This is a genomic window from Gilliamella sp. CG13, from assembly GCF_046635805.1.
In the GTDB taxonomy this organism is placed as follows: domain Bacteria; phylum Pseudomonadota; class Gammaproteobacteria; order Enterobacterales; family Orbaceae; genus Gilliamella; species Gilliamella apicola_I.
The window spans coordinates 99,101-115,295 of the sequence record NZ_JBIDFM010000006.1 but is presented as its reverse complement, the minus strand read 5'-3'; the positions used below and the strand labels follow the sequence as shown (position 1 = coordinate 115,295).

Here is a 16,195-nt window from a genome sequence, read left to right as displayed (position 1 = left end):
GTAATAGCGCGGTGGTCCCACCTGACCCCATGCCGAACTCAGAAGTGAAACGCCGTAGTGCCGATGGTAGTGTGGGTGTTACCCATGTGAGAGTAGGGTGCCGCCAGACTTTTAAATAAGTGCGAGAGCCCAGCAGAGATGCTGGGCTTTTTTGCTATCTATGATTTAAGAAATTAAAATCAATGTAATTGAAGAGCAGAGAGGGATACAGGCTGGAAATGAGCTCATTAATCGCTTTTAATAAACCATTTAAAGCGGTATCTCATGAATAATATCAAACAGCAGGGATCTACCTAATGCTTATTACAAATATTAATAAGTTTGTTTGATGTTAATAACATGTCTATTATCTACATTAAGTCGTCGATTACAAAATTCCATTAAATATCTATTGTTATATCAGTGTAATGTCGTAGTTCAATTTTCATAGCATAAAAAATATTAATCTGTAGATTTAACCTGCCCAATGAGTGATAAATTTGTTTGATGCTAATAACATATCTGTTATTTAGACTAGATTGTTGATTATAAAATTCCATTAAAGATTAAATGGTTAACACTTAACTGGCGAATAGCCAAGCCAAGTGCTCTCTATAATAACAATGAGTCAAATTTATGCTCTTTATTGGAAAGATATTGAATCGAAGTTAATGTCTGTAGATTAAATATTTAAAAAAAAGCATAAGCTAAGGTACTTTATTATTGACCATCCATTAATATGGAAAAGTGATCTTTGAGTAGCGTATGCTTTGATAACATTATGTGAGTAATTGAAAAAGCTTAAAGTTTGGAGAGTTTGATTAGACAGACAAAAAAAGAAAGCAATACTCCTATTAAGGAATATTGCTTGTTTGTAAATATTAGCCTAAAAGTAAGGCATCGTCAGTAACTTTTTCACCGCGTGTTTTTTCAAACATAGCTAATAAGTCATTTACCGTCATCTTATCACGTTGTTCACCAGAAACATCAAGTACGACTTGTCCCTGATGAAGCATTACGGTCCTGTTTCCGTATTCTAAAGCTTGTTTCATTGAATGTGTTACCATCATGGTCGTTAAGTGGTTTTTGCCCACTATTTCATTAGTCAGATCTAGAACGAATTGAGCTGTTTTAGGATCAAGTGCAGCGGTGTGTTCATCGAGTAACAAAATTTTAGATGGCTGTAAGGTCGACATCAATAAACTTATTGCTTGTCTTTGTCCTCCTGAAAGTAACCCCATCATATCGGATAAACGATTTTCGAGACCTAAATTTAAAGTCGCAAGCTTTTCCTTAAATATGGACTGAATTTTGCGATTAAGTGCAGGGCGTAATGTAAAACAACGTCCACGATTATAAGCAATAGCAAGATTTTCTTCGATGGTTAAATTTTCACAGGTTCCCACCATCGGATCTTGAAACACTCTGGCAACCATTCCTGCTCTTTTCCAGGCAGGAACTCGTGTTACATCTTTGCCATTGATGATGACATGCCCTGAGTCACTGAGTAAATCTCCGCTAATAATATTAAGTAACGAACTTTTACCCGCACCATTACTACCAATAATCGTAACAAACTCACCTTCTTTTATATTTAAATTTAAGCCACGTAATACGTGATTTTCAATAGGTGTACCTTGGTTAAAAGTTAATTGCAATTGTTCAACGTTAAGCATGTTTATTTCCTCTTTTTTTCGAGTATTTTTTTAATTGCTTAGGTAGTACAAGAGCAAGTACAACCAATATTGCGGTAATAAGATTTAAGTCTTCTGTGCCTACGCCTATTTTGTGCAAAAACTCATTACTAAGTGCAACGGCTATGAATAAACGATAAAGAATAGCACCTAGAATAACTGCCAGCATAATTGCCCATATACGTTTTGTTGGGAAGATACTTTCACCAATGATAATAGAAGCAAGACCAATAACGATTGTCCCCACACCGATGGTAATATCAGCACTGCCTTGGGTTTGCACAAATAATGAACCACCTAATGCGATTAAGCCATTGGAAATAGCCATGCCTAAAATGGTGATGCTACCCGTTGGGACACCTTGAGATCTAGCCATTCTTTGGTTTGTACCGGTTGCTCTCAATGCCAATCCCATTTGGGTGTTTAAAAATAAATGTAGCAGTAACCAAACCACAACAACAAAGCCAAAAACCATAACGGATTGAACAATATATTGGTTACTGTAGTCTTCTGAAATAAAGGGTGAAAAAATAGTTTTCGCATCCAATAACGCAAGATTCGGTGATCCTGAATATTCAGTTGTTTCGTGAGTAATATAACGTCCAAGACCTAATATTCTTAAATTAATTGAATACAAACCTATCATGACAATAATACTGGATAATAATTGCAAAATATTGAGCTTAACATAAAGCAATCCAGTCAAACTACCGGCGATACATCCCGCAAACATACCTAAAAGTGTGGCAATCCAAGGGTCAATACCAATATAAATACATAAACCACATACTGCGCCACCTAACGGGAAGCTGGCATCGGCTGTTAGATCTGGAAAATCGAGTAAACGGAAAGATATAAAAACACCTAAGCTCACAATGGCATAAATGAGTCCAATTCCCAGCGAGCCTATTAAAAATTCAAAAGACATGAAAAAAACCTATTAAAATTAACCGCTAAAATTAGCGGTATCGTGATAAAATTAAAAAACTATTCAACAATCTTCGTTGCTGATTTCAATACATCTTCAGATAATACGACGCCTTGTCGCTCAGCCGCTTTTTTATTGATTGTTAGCTGTGTAATGCTACCTATTTGTGGCGGAATATCGCCAGGTTTTTCACCATTAAGAATGCGGATAACGATTTTACCAGCTTGGCGTCCTAAGTCATAATAACTCATTCCCAAGGCCGCGATGGCTCCGCGTTCGGCTGAGTCAGGATCGGAGGCTAACAAAGGTATTTTACTTTCATTAGCGACTTTTGCTAAAGACTCGTAAGCCGAAACGACATTGTTATCGGTAGTGGTATAAATCAGATCAACTTTACCTTTTAAACTTCTTGCCGCTGTAGAAATATCTGAAGTACGTTGAGCTGGAGCTGCGATAATTTGCATACCACGTTTTTCCAGTGCTGATTGTAATTGTTTAAGTACTATAGTTGAATTGACTTCGCTAGGACTGTAGACATAACCAATGTTTTTCGCATCTGGTTTGATTTTTAACATCATATCTATTTGCGCATCTAACGGTAGTGCATCAGAAACACCGGTCACATTGGTTTTTGACGCTTCCCAACTAGGGGTTAATCTTGCGGCAACGGGATCTGTTACAGCCGTGAAAATGATTGGAATACGTTTAGTCGTCGCTAATAAAGCTTGTGAGCTAGGTGTTGCGATTCCGACAATCACATCGGGTTTATTGGCAGCAAATTGTTTAGCGATTTGAACAGCATTAGCACTACTACCTTGAGCGCTGGCATACTGTAATTTTAAGTTTTCACCGTTGATATAACCATTATCTTTTAATTCATCTTCCACCCCTCTTCGAACATTATCTAATGCAGGATGTTCAACAATGGCTGTAATAGCAACATACTTTTGTTCCTTTGCTGTATCAGCAAACGATGAAAAAGTAAGGGTTGATAAACAGAGTAGCATAATAAGTTTACAAATACGATTACGCATATAGGTACCTTTGTAATAATTTTTTTACAACTTAGATAAATATGTGTTTACTATAAATCATATTTAAATAATTTTCTAGGAATATCACTTTATTTAGCTGTAAATTTTTAATTACAATCTGTTATGATTAGTGATTGTAAAGCACTTTTAATCGACAAAAATTGGGTATATTTTGCTTCTTTTATAGATAAAAAAACGAAAATAATCATTCGTTCGAGAGTAAGCGAGTTCTGTTGATAATAGGGTACGCTCTGCTGATTGATTCAGCAAAGCATAAATGGGATTATGTTATTCACCAATGACTTTATAAGCGGACTGAATAACTTCAGGCGATAATGTTGCGCCTTGTTTTTTCGCGGCTTCAATATTGATAACCAGTCGTAATGCTTGTCCAATTTCTGGCGCAATACTGCCGGGTTTTTCTCCATTCAAAATGCGAACAACAAGTTTGCCTGATTGACGACCAACATCATAATAACTCATGCCATAAGCCGCAACGGCGCCCCTTTCAATTGCATCAGGAAAAGATGCTAACAAAGGAATTTTGTTTTCATTAGCAAATTTCACTAATGATTCATAAGCAGATACAACATTGTTATCGGTTGTCGTATAAATCAAGTCAACTTTGCCTTTTAATGAATTTGCCGCAGTGGAAATATCCGCAGTTCGTTGTGCGGGCACTGCAACCAATGAAATATTTTGTTCTGCAAGTTGTGCTTTCAAATTTTTCATTACCACAGTGGAATTGATTTCACTTGGACTATAGATGTATCCTACCGATTTTACATTCGGGACAATTTTTTTCATAAAATCGATTTGAGGACCAATCTCTTGAAAATCAGATACACCCGTAATATTGGTATTGGTTGGTTCCCAATTTTTAACTAGCTTTGCGGCAATGGGATCAGTAATTCCTGCAAATACGAGTGGGATTTGTTTAGTTACTGCGGCTGTTGCTTGTGCACTTGGAGTTGCAATAGCGACGATAACATCGGGTTTATCGGCAATAAATTGTCTGGCAATTTGTGCTGCAGTCGCGCTACTGCCTTGGGCGCTTTTGTACTTAACCGTTAAATTTTCATTTAATAGATAACCACTGCTTGTTAATTCATCTTTTACACCATCTCGGATTTGATCTAGTGAGGGATGTTCAACAATTGCAGTTATGGCAATACTTTTTACCGTATTTGCTATACACATAAAAGGGGTAATTAACATCAAACAACTGAATAAAAAAAAGCGTTTCATAAAAATAAACTCGCAAACTAGTACAATAGTATTATTCTAAACTGATTCAACCAAAATGTTAAGGTGTAATTGGACTTTTTTGTCATTCTTATTTTTTAAAAGGATGAGGCATTATCTGATTAATATAAAAATACACTAAAATTTCAAGCAAATTAAGAATATAATAATCAGATTATTGGTTTTTTATCCTGCTTTTCATGAAAAAAAGCTAAAAATAGCTGCTAATATTGTTCAGTTACCTATTCAAGGTTAATTCTAAATTTATTCGAAGCTAAATTCTTATTGTGCAAATACAAAGGGATTGATACCACTTTTTGCAAAACCTTCTTCTTCGGTTTTGATATCAAGTATTAAAGAGGCAATATCATCAGCAACAACTTCAATATGCGGATCTTTATCCTGATCAAAGATTTTTAAGTAGCTGTGGCAAGCATCACAACATTCTGTTTTAGTCGCTGACAATTCACTATCTAGCGAAAAATATTCAATATTTTTCATATTATCACAGCTGGTACATTTTACTCTTGGCACATACCATTCACTCTCACATAAACTACAATGTAAATAACGCAATCCATTATGACCACCCAGTTGAATGACGCTGGCAACCGGCATGCTATTACATACGGGACATAGCCAATTTTTATCACTATTTTCGGATACTGCTTTACCTTTTATTTGGCTAGCTAGCTGGCTATAGTAAACAGAGAGTGCAGACCAAATAAATACGGCTTCATTGCCATCAACTGCGTGGAATTCGCCTTTAAGTAAATGCAAAGCTTTATTTTGTAATTGTTCAATACTGTTTTTATCCAGTTGTTCAATCACGATTGAAATCTGATCGGTTAAATTTGATGATGATTTTAATAACGCCTTTAAATAATCCTGCCAAGAGTAGGGTAATGAAAAGTTTTCTATACTCAGTGGCGGTAAATCATTATTTAATGGCTCGAATAGCTCTTTATTTAGTGGTTTTTGGCTAACTAAGTCTGCTTGCGTTTGCGCTAATTGAGCACAAAAACAGAGATAATCACTAAATGGACTATTTTTTGCTAATTCTTTTAGCCTGTTAGCTCGATGCAAATAGAGCGTTGTTGGTGAAGGATAAAAAAGTAAGGGAATTTGTCTGATAACGGAATTGATATTTTGTTCTTCAAGCTGGACTTGTGGGATGATTTTTATACTCATTATTGGTTACCATTCATGATTATTTTATCCATAATCGATTTCGTGATTGAGATAATTCCGCTGATAAATATCAGCGGATAAAATAGATATATTTTAGAAACAACTATAAAGCTGTTTTTTGTTCGACTTTTGTTGTTTGCTTCATGTCTACAGGTTTATCTGCTTCCAGTTCCTGTTGATAGATTTTTTGCATTTCTTCTTCATACCATGAAGAGTGGTTTTTTCGAGCCCAAGCTCGAGATACATACCCTGTAATCATCCCTTTAATTGAACCTTTAACCCAGATAGCCATATAAGCATGACCAATGGCGAGCAAGATTAAGCAAATAGCTGCAAACGAGTGGAAAAAGATTGCAATACGAACAATTTCAATTGAAAAATAATCTGAAACATATCTTCGCCACATAATCATACCGGTTACGAATAACACAGTGATTAAACTCATGATACACCAAAATAAAAATTTCTGACCAACATTATATTTGCCAATGGGTATACCTTCTTCTTTGCCCATGATGACGTGTTTAAAATTCTTGATCCATAACAGATCATTTTTATTAGGGATATTATGATGAGCAAGCTTTACAAACATGAACATCAGCAGTATAAAGACGATGCATCCAATTAGGGGATGTAACGCTCTAACCAGTTGAGGGGTTCCAAGAAAAAGCCCAAATAGTTTAATGGACGGAAAAAATAACGATAAACCAGATAATGCCGTTAAGATGAAAAGACACACCATACACCAATGGCAAAAACGTACAATAAGTGGTGTTCTAAGAATCATTCCTTTTTTATTCATGATGTTCCTCCTTTTGTGGTATGTCGGCACTATTTTTACGACCAAAAATAGGTAATCCTAATCGTTTTCTTGCTTGTTTATCCGCTTGTTTTTCCTGTTCGATATCTTCTTCGTCTACTTCAATTGCACCGACGCCCATGTAATGGAAAAGTAATCCTCCAAAAGTAGCAATAAAGGCGGCAGCTGAAAGTGGTTTCCAAGGGCCTTTCCAGAATCTAACCAGTTCACTGATATGGGGTTCATCTGGCAAACCGTGATACAGATCGGGTTGATCAGCGTGATGTAATACATACATGACATGCGTTCCATTGACCGCTTGAGGATTATAAAGCCCTGCATGTTCAAACCCCCGTTTTTTTAAATCGGCTATTCGGTGCTCAGCATGTCGAATCATATCTTGTTTAGTCCCGAAATGAATAGCACCAGTCGGGCAAGTTTTAACGCAAGCCGGCTCTTGTCCAACCGAAACACGATCAACACATAAGGTACATTTATAGGCTCGATTATCTTCGTTACTGATACGAGGAATGTTAAACGGACAACCTGCTACACAATAGCCACAACCAATACAATGTTCCGACTGAAAATCGACTATTCCGTTAGCATATTGAATGATAGCACCTTCAGAAGGGCAAGATTTTAAACAGCCAGGCTCAGAACAGTGCATACACCCATCTTTGCGAATTAGCCATTCAAATTTTCCGTTAATTTCAACTTCAGAATAGCGCATTACCGTCCATGCTTTAGGCTCTAAATCAGCGGGATTATCGTAAACACCGACCGTATTGCCTACTTCTGCTCGCAGGTCATTCCATTCGCTACAGGCAACTTGGCATGCTTTACAACCAATACAGGTGGTGACATCAATTAATTTGGCCACTTCCTGTTGATAATCACGTGCTCGCGGCGCAGGCGTTAAATCATTAGTTGCAGAACGACGAATAATATCTTGAGTTTGTAATGACATAATTAATCCTCCTGCCTATGCCACGGTGGTAACTTTTTCGATGTTAACTAAGAATGATTTATATTCTGGCGTTTGTGAATTTGCATCACCTAAATGAGGAGTTAATTCATTGACCAAAAATCCTTTCTTAGTTTGTCCAGTGAATCCCCAAACAATTGGGATTCCAATGGTTTCGATCTCTTTACCGTCTACCGTTAACGTAGGCAAGCGTTTAGTTACTACCGCTTTCGCTTTTATATAGCCTCGATACGAAGTCACTTTAACGGTGTCGCCTAATTTGATTCCTTTTTTATTGGCAAGATTTTCGCTTAGTTCGATAAATTGTTCTGGTTGCGTAATTGAGGCCAATCTTGCGTGTTGTGTCCAAAAGTGGAAATGCTCTGTAATACTGTATGTTGTTCCCACATAAGGAAATTCATCTGCTGAACCTAAACGCGCTAAATCTTCTTTAAATGCTCGAGCAACCGGATTATTGATTTGTTCTGGATGCAACGGATTATTGGTAATTGGCGTTTCAAATGGTTCGTAGTGCTCAGGGAAAGGCCCATCAACCAGACGATTTAAGCAGAATAATCCACCTAAACCATCGTTATTCATAATAAAGGCGCCTGCACCAGAACTTGGAGACAAGGTAGCGGTAAAGTCAGCAACATCATTGCCATCCCAATGAGAACCATTCCATTTTATCAATACTCGGTTTGGATCCCATGGATTGCCGCGTTCATCTGCCGATGCCCGATTATAGAGTACACGTCGATTCATTGGCCATGACCATGCCCAACCAGCATGGATACCTTTACCAGATGGATCTGTTGGATCACGTCTTGCCATTAAATTACCTTGTTCAGTCCACGAACCACAGAATATCCAGATACCTGAAGAGGTGGTACCATCATCTTTAAGCTGAGAAAAACCACTTAATAATTGCCCTTTTTTCAGAATCACATTACCGTTGGTATCCGTAAGGTCAGCAAGAGCACGACCATTACACTCTTGGGCTAATTCTTCTGCTGCTGGTCCTTCTGGATCTTGGTAATCCCAAGAAAGATTATTAATTGGTTCATGATAAGCACCGCCTTCTTCAGCATAAAGTTCTTTGATTCTTAGAAAGATACGTGAAATGATTTCGGGGTCATATAGCGATTCATAAGGAGGCTTTGCTGCTGCCCAATGCCATTGCAATAAACGAGATGAATTGACAATCGTACCGTTTTCTTCAGCGAAACAGTTAGTCGGTAATCGAAAGACTTCGGTTTGAATTTTGCTTGAATCGACATCGTTTGACTCACCATGATTTTTCCAAAATTCGGCTGTTTCAGTGGGTAATGGGTCAATGCTCACCAAGAATTTGAGTTTAGATAAACCTTCACGAATACTATTTTTATCAGGTAAGGCAGCGAGTGGGTTGAATCCTTGACAAATAAAGCCATTGGCTTGACCGTCACGCATCATTTTACTAAAGCGTAAGATATCGTAAGTTTTATCCCATTTAGGTAACCAATCAAATCCCCACTGATTGTCTTTAGTCGCTTTATCACCATACATCGCTTTCATAAAACTGATAAAGAATTTGGGATAGTTACCCCAGAAGTTCACCTCATTGGCGCCTAACGGTTTAGGGGTTTTTTCATCCAGATACTGTTCAAGCGAAACTTGCGAGTCTTTAGGTAAATCCAAATATGCAGGTAAACGATTGGATAAGAGTCCGACATCGGTTAAACCTTGAATATTTGAGTGTCCACGTAAGGCATTAATTCCCCCACCCATGACACCCACATTACCTAAAATAAGTTGAATCATGGCAGCAGTACGAATAATTTGAGTACCATAAGTATGTTGTGTCCAACCTAAAGCATATAAAAATGTTGCTGCTCGGTCATTGGTTTTCGTACTGGCAAGAGAGCGACAAACATGTAAAAATCCGTCTATCGGGCTTCCGGTAACTTTGTTTACCATTTCTGGTGTATATCGACTTACATGTTGTTTTAACAGATTCCAAACACAGCGTGGATGCGTGAGTGTTTTATCTCGAAGTGCATAACCCTTTTCATCTTTTTGATATGTCCAACTGGCTTGATCATATTGGCGATTATCAGCATTATAGCCACTAAATAAACCACTATTTTCATCAAAATTAAAGTCATCACTCACAATTAAGCTAGCGTTACTGTGTGTGACTAAATATTCAAAATTAACTTCGTTATGGGTAATGAGATAATTAATAATACCTAGTAAGAAGGCAATATCCGAACCTGCACGAATCGGAACATATTTATCGGCAACCGAAGCCGTGCGGTGAAAACGAGGATCAATAGCGATAAGTTCAGCGCCATTTGTGATTTTAGCTTCAATCGCCCACTTAAAACCAACCGGATGAGCTTCAGCGGCATTTCCACCCATAACGATGACGACATTGGCATTTTTAATGTCATTCCAGTTATTTGTCATCGCACCACGCCCATACGTTGCTGCAAGACTAGATACCGACGGGCCATGACAAACCCTTGCTTGAGTTTCAAGACTTAGCATACCTAATGAGCGAGCTATTTTGAACGCTAACCAACCCGTTTCATTACTCGCAGCTGAAGTGACCAACCAACCGGTTGATGTCCAGCGATTCACGGTTGTACCTAGTTCATTTTTTTCGATAAAGTTTTTATCTCGGTCTTCTTTCATCAATCGAGCAATACGATCAATCGCTTCATCCCAACTGATACGTTGCCATTGATCAGAGCCAGGAGCACGATATTCGGGATATTTAACACGTTGTTCACTTTTGATATAGTCTAGCACCCCAGCACCTTTTGGGCAGAGTGAGCCACGACTAACCGGATGATCAGGATCGCCTTCTACATGAAAAATGGAAGATTCGGCATTTTTAGCCCCATCTCCTCGACTATAAAGTAACATTCCACAGCCAACCGAACAGTAGGTACAGTTATTGCGGGTTTCTTTCGATTTTAATAATTTGAATTGGCGAGTTTGTGCGAGCGCCACATTGGGAGCAAGTCCAAGCGTGGCAACTGTTGTTCCTGCCATGCCACCAGCGCAGATCTTAAAGAACTGTCTACGGTTAAATAGCATATGAACTCCTTAAAAGCTGACATTACATTTTAATTTATAATATTGGTAGGTACTAATATCCCTATTGGATAATAATTCATAATAATCGTTTATTAATTGGAAATAAAGGAAAAAACAGATATCAATGGTTAAAATTTGACTTTGATCAAAAAATCAGAAGAAAAGATCCGATAATTTTTATTAAATTTTATCTAAAATTGTTAACAGCACTTTGCAATAATTGCGTAAAGCTCATCCTAACAAAACTTAAAATTATTATCAATATACAAGCTATCAAGTGAATCGATTGGTATTGTGGATTTTGCTATATTCAACAATATTGATAGAGCTTGCCACTGATAAAAGGACAAACTCTATCGATACCAATTCGTGATTAAGGATTAATTTCCTCAATTGTTTGCAAGACTCGATGTGTAATGAGAGGTTTTAAGATATTATTCATGTTTTCAATTTTTTGAAAACTGGCACTATCTTGATCATCCAGATAACCTTGTTCTCGTAGTGATGCAACCAGTGTTGAAAAGACCCCTTTATCAAAAAATTCTGGCGCATTGATTCCATGTAATACCGATAATCTTTCCGCAATTAATCGACCTTCTTTTTCTAAATTAGCTCGACTAATTGAAGGGTCTTTTTGCAAAAGCGAAAAAGCAATCGCATAACGTTGTAAGGTATCTTTTGATGACGAAGCAATTAATTGTAACCCCGACATTTTTGCATAATTGAGCACTAATTTATCTGACGTACAACTAATTAAATTTAAGTCACAATAGGTGGCGATAATTTGGTTTACATATTCAACTAACTGCGCTTCATTATGATATAAAAACAGTTCAGATTTAATTAATGGGAAAAGCAATTTTACCTGTTCTAAAACCGCTTCTGAGGAGATGCGATTATTCTTCACAAGAATTCTGGCAACGATTGCAGGTATGATCAGCAAATGTTGAATATTATTACGATAATAAGTCATTAAAACCGCTTGTTCAGTGGTTAAACCGACAATTTCGCCAGCCTCATCGGTTGTGATAACAAATTTACCCATCTGTTTAGCATGTTCAAATAGTTCATCTGCGCTTTGAGCGGGAATCGTTATCAAATCAGAATAAGGAATATTTTTTAATAATGTAAGAAGATAATTAATATGTTCTATGAGTTTAACTTTAGTTAATGCCCGTTGATCCGCTGCCAATAAGATAGAGCAACATAAATTCATGGCGTTAATAGCTGCTGAGGCATTGATACGCTCCATGATCTGTTTTGCCAGAACATTGGTAGTGGGTGTCAACCAATTTGGGCGAGCGGTGCCTGTTGGTTCAATTGCATCACGCCATTCTGGTATTTGTTGATTTAAAAATTGGTTCAGTGGGATAGGTTGACCAAAATTAACATAGCCAAAACCTAATTTTTTTAATTTTAAAAAGGCTTTTAGCGTACGCCATAAACTCTCTTTTTCTTTTTTTGCGCCGCGTAATTCATTGGCATAAGTCGCCACTTCTAAAACGTGTTCATAACCAATATAAACCGGTACAACGGTGATAGGTCTTGCATCGCCACGCAATAACGTTTGAATGGTCATCATGAGCATGCCTGTTTTTGGATCGAGCAATCTACCGGTACGTGAACGCCCACCTTCGATAAAATATTCAACAGCATAGCCTCGAATAAATAACTCAGCTAAATATTCACGAAAAACGGAAGTATAAAGTTTATTTCCTCTAAACGAACGACGAATAAAGAAGGCACCTAGTCGTCTAAAAATCGGACCAGCAGGCCAGAAGTTCAAGTTGATACCAGCAGCAATATGAGGTGGTACTAATCCTTGTCGATAAAGAACATAAGATAATAAAAGATAATCCATGTGACTGCGATGACACGGTGCATAAACAATTTCATGTCCATTTTGCGCCAGTTCCCGAACTGGATCGGCATTGGTTACTTTTAAACCTTGGTAAAGTCTATTCCATGCCCAAGTTAAAACAATATCGGTAATTCTTAGCATTCGATAAGAAAAATTAGCGGCAATTTCGTTTAACATTGCCAGTGCATTTTTTTTCGCTTTATCAAGACTAATATTTTTGCTTTTGGCTTCTTCTTGAATTGCATCAGAAAGGCTAGGATTAGTTAATAATTTATTCAGCATTTGTTGCCGTACAGGCAGTTTAGGACCCACTGATGCCATTCTTTGTTTGGTAAAATGAATACGTGCAACACGAGCAAGCTTATGGGCTAAGACCGAAATATTTTGTTGATTATTGATTTCAATATTTTTTAATGACACGGTTCTTGAAAAACGGGTATAGCAATCTCGACCTGAAACAATGATTTTATATAATTTATAAGTTGCTCCCAGCACTTGTAGAGAAGGGCTTTTTTTGCCTTCTTTATCTGGACTGCGTCCGAACATCACCGAAACCGGTAACATTTGAATATCCAACTCGGGATTTTCTTGATGAGCAGAAATATATTCTCTTAAAATGTCAATTGCTTTTGTTTTTTGTTGATTAGAGGCAAAAATACCCGGGCCCTTATCAATAAAAATATATGAAGGAACCATATTACCATTAATATCGATGCCTTCTAGCGGATCAGGTAAGCCGAACTTGGAACATAAAGAACGAACAACCATAAGATCAATCTTAGAATTATAGGGCAAAACATATAATATGGGTTTATTCGTATCAAGACCTAATTCAGAAACCGGATCTGCTGGTATAGGTTTACTTTTAACAAATAATTTAATTGGGATTTGGATTAGTGAAAAAGAAACTTTAGTCCACCACGAAAACATAAAAATAAACCTCATCGTATTTCGCTAATTATAGGCTTAAATAATGAAATATACTTAATCAAGCTAATACAGAAATTAGTATTTAAATCATAATAGTGAATCTCTCTTATTGTTTAAATAAGAGAGAAAACACTAAGTATATACTTGTTATCATTTAAACGTTAGCTAATTTGCACAATCTTTCGTCGATATAGTTTGAGTTAAATAACTCTATTTATAACGATAGTTGAAAGCATTATAAAGGTTTATTGATATCAACTCCACGAATCTCTTTGTTTTTTATCCTCTCCAATCGTTGGATCAGGGTAATAACATCTCGTCCTTCACGCATGCCATCGATAAGTTTACGAGCTTGTTTACAATCGCCAATTTTATGATAAACATAGTTATTTTTAGTTGCATGTTCAGAAAAAGCTTGGCTAAAGGTGTTTTCACTTAGCATTCCTAAACAGACAAAACCATAATCGAATTCTAATTTAAATTGGTGACCATCTTTATCTTTAACTAAAAAGTGATTTTCAGCGACTTCCAGTAAAGTTGTAGAAAGATGAACATCAACCTGATTATGTTTGAGCATGGTCATCATAGAAATACGACCAATATAATCCAAATCTTCAGCCATAGCAGGCTTCATTTCAACAATGGAAACCGCCTTGGCGTTGTTTTCAGAAAAATATTCAACGACATCCAACCCGACAGCTCCCCCACCGATGACAACCACTTTTTTATTGGCAATATCGGTAAATTGATTGAAGTCTTCCATGATGTCAAAAATCGAAAATACTTGTCTGTTTGGTGCACTAAGCTGATCGTGTAATCCTTTAATAGGAGGTAATAAAGGTTTTGAACCGGTTGCACTAATCACTAAATCGGGTTGTAATTTTTCGATTATTTCAGGCGTTGCTCGTGTATTAAGATTGATTGTGAGATTTTTTAAACTTTTGGCACGGTTGATAAGAAATTTAGGCAAATCGGCAATACGTTGTTTATATGGAAATCGAGAAATCATCATTGACAGACCACCCAAAAAAGGCTTTTCTTCATATAATGTAACATTACATCCGACTTCTGCTGCTGTGCATGCGGCTTCAAGTCCAGCCGTTCCGCCTCCCACTACAACAACATTAAGCGGGGTTGAGATCTGATAGCGTTTATAGTCTTCATAACTGATAATATCCGGATTAACTGTACAGCGAATTGGTTTAGATCTCGCAATGCGATGATCTGCACAACCAATATTACATGAAATACATTTTCTTAATGTGTCGATTTCGTTATTTTGTACTTTTTCAACCCAATAAGGTTCGGCAATTAGCCCTCGTCCTAAAACGACAAAATCAGCAATCCCTTCTTCAATTGTTTTGGCGATGATTGACGGGTCTCGAAAGTTACCAGACGCAATGGTCGGTTTATTAAATTTATCTCGCACAGCTTTTGCCATGTAAGAACGCCAACCGTCTGGGAGATTCATCTGATCAATCTGAAATTGGATAGTATCATTTTGGGCGGCAGATACATCAAAAACATCCACACCCTCACTCAGGTGTTCTAAAATAGCTAAGGTATCGTCTAAAGTATTTCCTCCATCTACAAAATCGACCGCACTAATCCGTAAAAGGATTGGAAAGAAAGAGCCGACTTTGCTACGCATTTCATCAATAACCAGACGAATTAATCGTGCTCGGTTTTCGATACTGCCTCCAAATTCATCTGTACGGTTGTTATACAGCGGTGATAAAAATTGACTCAGCAAATATGAGTGTCCGGCATGAATTTCAACAGCATCAAAACCGGCTCTTTGGGCTCTGTGAGCTGCTAGTCCATATTGTTTAACAATATCATGAAGCTCTTCAATCGTTGCTGGTCTGGGAATATTGCCACCTGTTTTAGATGGTATATTGGATGAAGAAATAGGTTGCAAGCCATTTAAGCGACCGGGGTAAGCGGATGCGCCTGCATGATTAATTTGTACTGCGACCGATGCCCCATGCTTGTGCATACGTTCAGTAAATTTATACAATCCGGGAATGTATTGATCGTTGTCGATTCTCAGTTGTGTGGTACCGTTAGTACCATAAGGAAAATCTACGCATACGTTTTCAAGGATAATAAGCCCAGTTCCGCCTTTTGCTCGTTGTTCATAGTATTGAATATGGTCATCCACCATTTCGCCATGTAATGTGGCAAAGTTAGTCCCTATCGGTGGCATGACAATTCTGTTGCGTATAGTTGTTTTATTAATTACAAACGGTTCAAATATAGCTGAAAAATTGGGCATATTTGTCTCCTTTTTATTTAAATAATTTCTCTATCAAACATTGCAAAATAGTCTTCTAAACGTGTTAAAGTTAATAATAAATCCATTGCTAACTTATGCTTATATTTTATAGATCAAGTTTAATGTATTCATTTTATCTATAAATAGATGAAAACTAGAATGGCTCGCGTTATGTTAAGCGCGAGCCATTATGAGAATTCGT

10 protein-coding genes and 1 rRNA gene are annotated in these 16,195 nt (G+C 37.2%); 1 reads left to right on the top strand and 10 read right to left on the bottom strand.

Annotated elements, in window-relative coordinates; translation table 11 throughout:
* A 5S ribosomal RNA gene (gene rrf, locus ACGH6R_RS09405) occupies nucleotides 1–109 on the top strand; the annotation flags it as partial.
* Between the two features lie 751 nt (nucleotides 110–860).
* Here the strand turns inward: rrf and ACGH6R_RS09400 are convergent.
* From ACGH6R_RS09400 to ACGH6R_RS09355, 10 genes are all read right to left on the bottom strand, one after another.
* Complete coding sequence (locus ACGH6R_RS09400) at nucleotides 861–1,655, bottom strand: ABC transporter ATP-binding protein (RefSeq protein WP_267349556.1); 795 nt, start codon at nucleotides 1,653–1,655, stop codon at nucleotides 861–863.
* Nucleotides 1,648–2,601: an ABC transporter permease gene (locus ACGH6R_RS09395; protein WP_267360713.1), complete on the bottom strand. Its 954-nt coding sequence runs from the start codon at nucleotides 2,599–2,601 to the stop codon at nucleotides 1,648–1,650. The genes ACGH6R_RS09400 and ACGH6R_RS09395 overlap by 8 nt, the downstream gene beginning before the upstream one ends.
* A 59-nt stretch (nucleotides 2,602–2,660) precedes the next feature.
* On the bottom strand, nucleotides 2,661–3,635 hold the full coding sequence (locus ACGH6R_RS09390) for an ABC transporter substrate-binding protein (protein ID WP_267349559.1): 975 nt from the start codon (nucleotides 3,633–3,635) through the stop codon (nucleotides 2,661–2,663).
* Nucleotides 3,636–3,923: 288 nt separating this feature from the next.
* Complete coding sequence (locus ACGH6R_RS09385; RefSeq protein ID WP_411599573.1) at nucleotides 3,924–4,883, bottom strand: ABC transporter substrate-binding protein; 960 nt, start codon at nucleotides 4,881–4,883, stop codon at nucleotides 3,924–3,926.
* A 279-nt stretch (nucleotides 4,884–5,162) separates the two neighbouring features.
* On the bottom strand, nucleotides 5,163–6,071 hold the full coding sequence (fdhE, locus tag ACGH6R_RS09380) for a formate dehydrogenase accessory protein FdhE (protein WP_411599571.1): 909 nt from the start codon (nucleotides 6,069–6,071) through the stop codon (nucleotides 5,163–5,165).
* Between the two features lie 103 nt (nucleotides 6,072–6,174).
* Nucleotides 6,175–6,873, bottom strand: coding sequence for a formate dehydrogenase subunit gamma (locus ACGH6R_RS09375; RefSeq protein ID WP_267378951.1), 699 nt, complete (start codon nucleotides 6,871–6,873; stop codon nucleotides 6,175–6,177).
* Complete coding sequence (gene fdxH, locus ACGH6R_RS09370) at nucleotides 6,866–7,840, bottom strand: formate dehydrogenase subunit beta (protein ID WP_294825775.1); 975 nt, start codon at nucleotides 7,838–7,840, stop codon at nucleotides 6,866–6,868. Before fdxH ends, ACGH6R_RS09375 begins: the two co-directional genes overlap by 8 nt.
* 15 nt (nucleotides 7,841–7,855) lie before the next feature.
* The gene (gene fdnG, locus ACGH6R_RS09365) at nucleotides 7,856–10,924 is read right to left on the bottom strand and encodes a formate dehydrogenase-N subunit alpha (RefSeq protein ID WP_411599570.1); all 3,069 of its coding nucleotides are present in this window, start codon (nucleotides 10,922–10,924) and stop codon (nucleotides 7,856–7,858) included.
* Between the two features lie 373 nt (nucleotides 10,925–11,297).
* Entirely contained in the window at nucleotides 11,298–13,715 is a 2,418-nt protein-coding gene (gene plsB / locus ACGH6R_RS09360) for a glycerol-3-phosphate 1-O-acyltransferase PlsB (RefSeq protein WP_411599568.1), read from the bottom strand.
* 235 nt (nucleotides 13,716–13,950) lie between these two features.
* Nucleotides 13,951–15,993: an FAD-dependent oxidoreductase gene (locus ACGH6R_RS09355; protein WP_411599566.1), complete on the bottom strand. Its 2,043-nt coding sequence runs from the start codon at nucleotides 15,991–15,993 to the stop codon at nucleotides 13,951–13,953.
* Nucleotides 15,994–16,195 lie beyond the last annotated feature (202 nt).

Bases quoted from the DNA above. Each gene is read 5' to 3' on its own strand.
- ACGH6R_RS09385 (WP_411599573.1), bottom strand. From the start codon at position 4,883: ATGAAACGCTTTTTTTTATTCAGTTGTTTGATGTTAATTACCCCTTTT.
- fdhE (WP_411599571.1), bottom strand. From the start codon at position 6,071: ATGAGTATAAAAATCATCCCACAAGTCCAGCTTGAAGAACAAAATATC.
- ACGH6R_RS09390 (WP_267349559.1), bottom strand. From the start codon at position 3,635: ATGCGTAATCGTATTTGTAAACTTATTATGCTACTCTGTTTATCAACC.
- ACGH6R_RS09375 (WP_267378951.1), bottom strand. From the start codon at position 6,873: ATGAATAAAAAAGGAATGATTCTTAGAACACCACTTATTGTACGTTTT.
- ACGH6R_RS09400 (WP_267349556.1), bottom strand. From the start codon at position 1,655: ATGCTTAACGTTGAACAATTGCAATTAACTTTTAACCAAGGTACACCT.
- plsB (WP_411599568.1), bottom strand. From the start codon at position 13,715: ATGTTTTCGTGGTGGACTAAAGTTTCTTTTTCACTAATCCAAATCCCA.
- fdnG (WP_411599570.1), bottom strand. From the start codon at position 10,924: ATGCTATTTAACCGTAGACAGTTCTTTAAGATCTGCGCTGGTGGCATG.
- ACGH6R_RS09395 (WP_267360713.1), bottom strand. From the start codon at position 2,601: ATGTCTTTTGAATTTTTAATAGGCTCGCTGGGAATTGGACTCATTTAT.
- ACGH6R_RS09355 (WP_411599566.1), bottom strand. From the start codon at position 15,993: ATGCCCAATTTTTCAGCTATATTTGAACCGTTTGTAATTAATAAAACA.
- fdxH (WP_294825775.1), bottom strand. From the start codon at position 7,840: ATGTCATTACAAACTCAAGATATTATTCGTCGTTCTGCAACTAATGAT.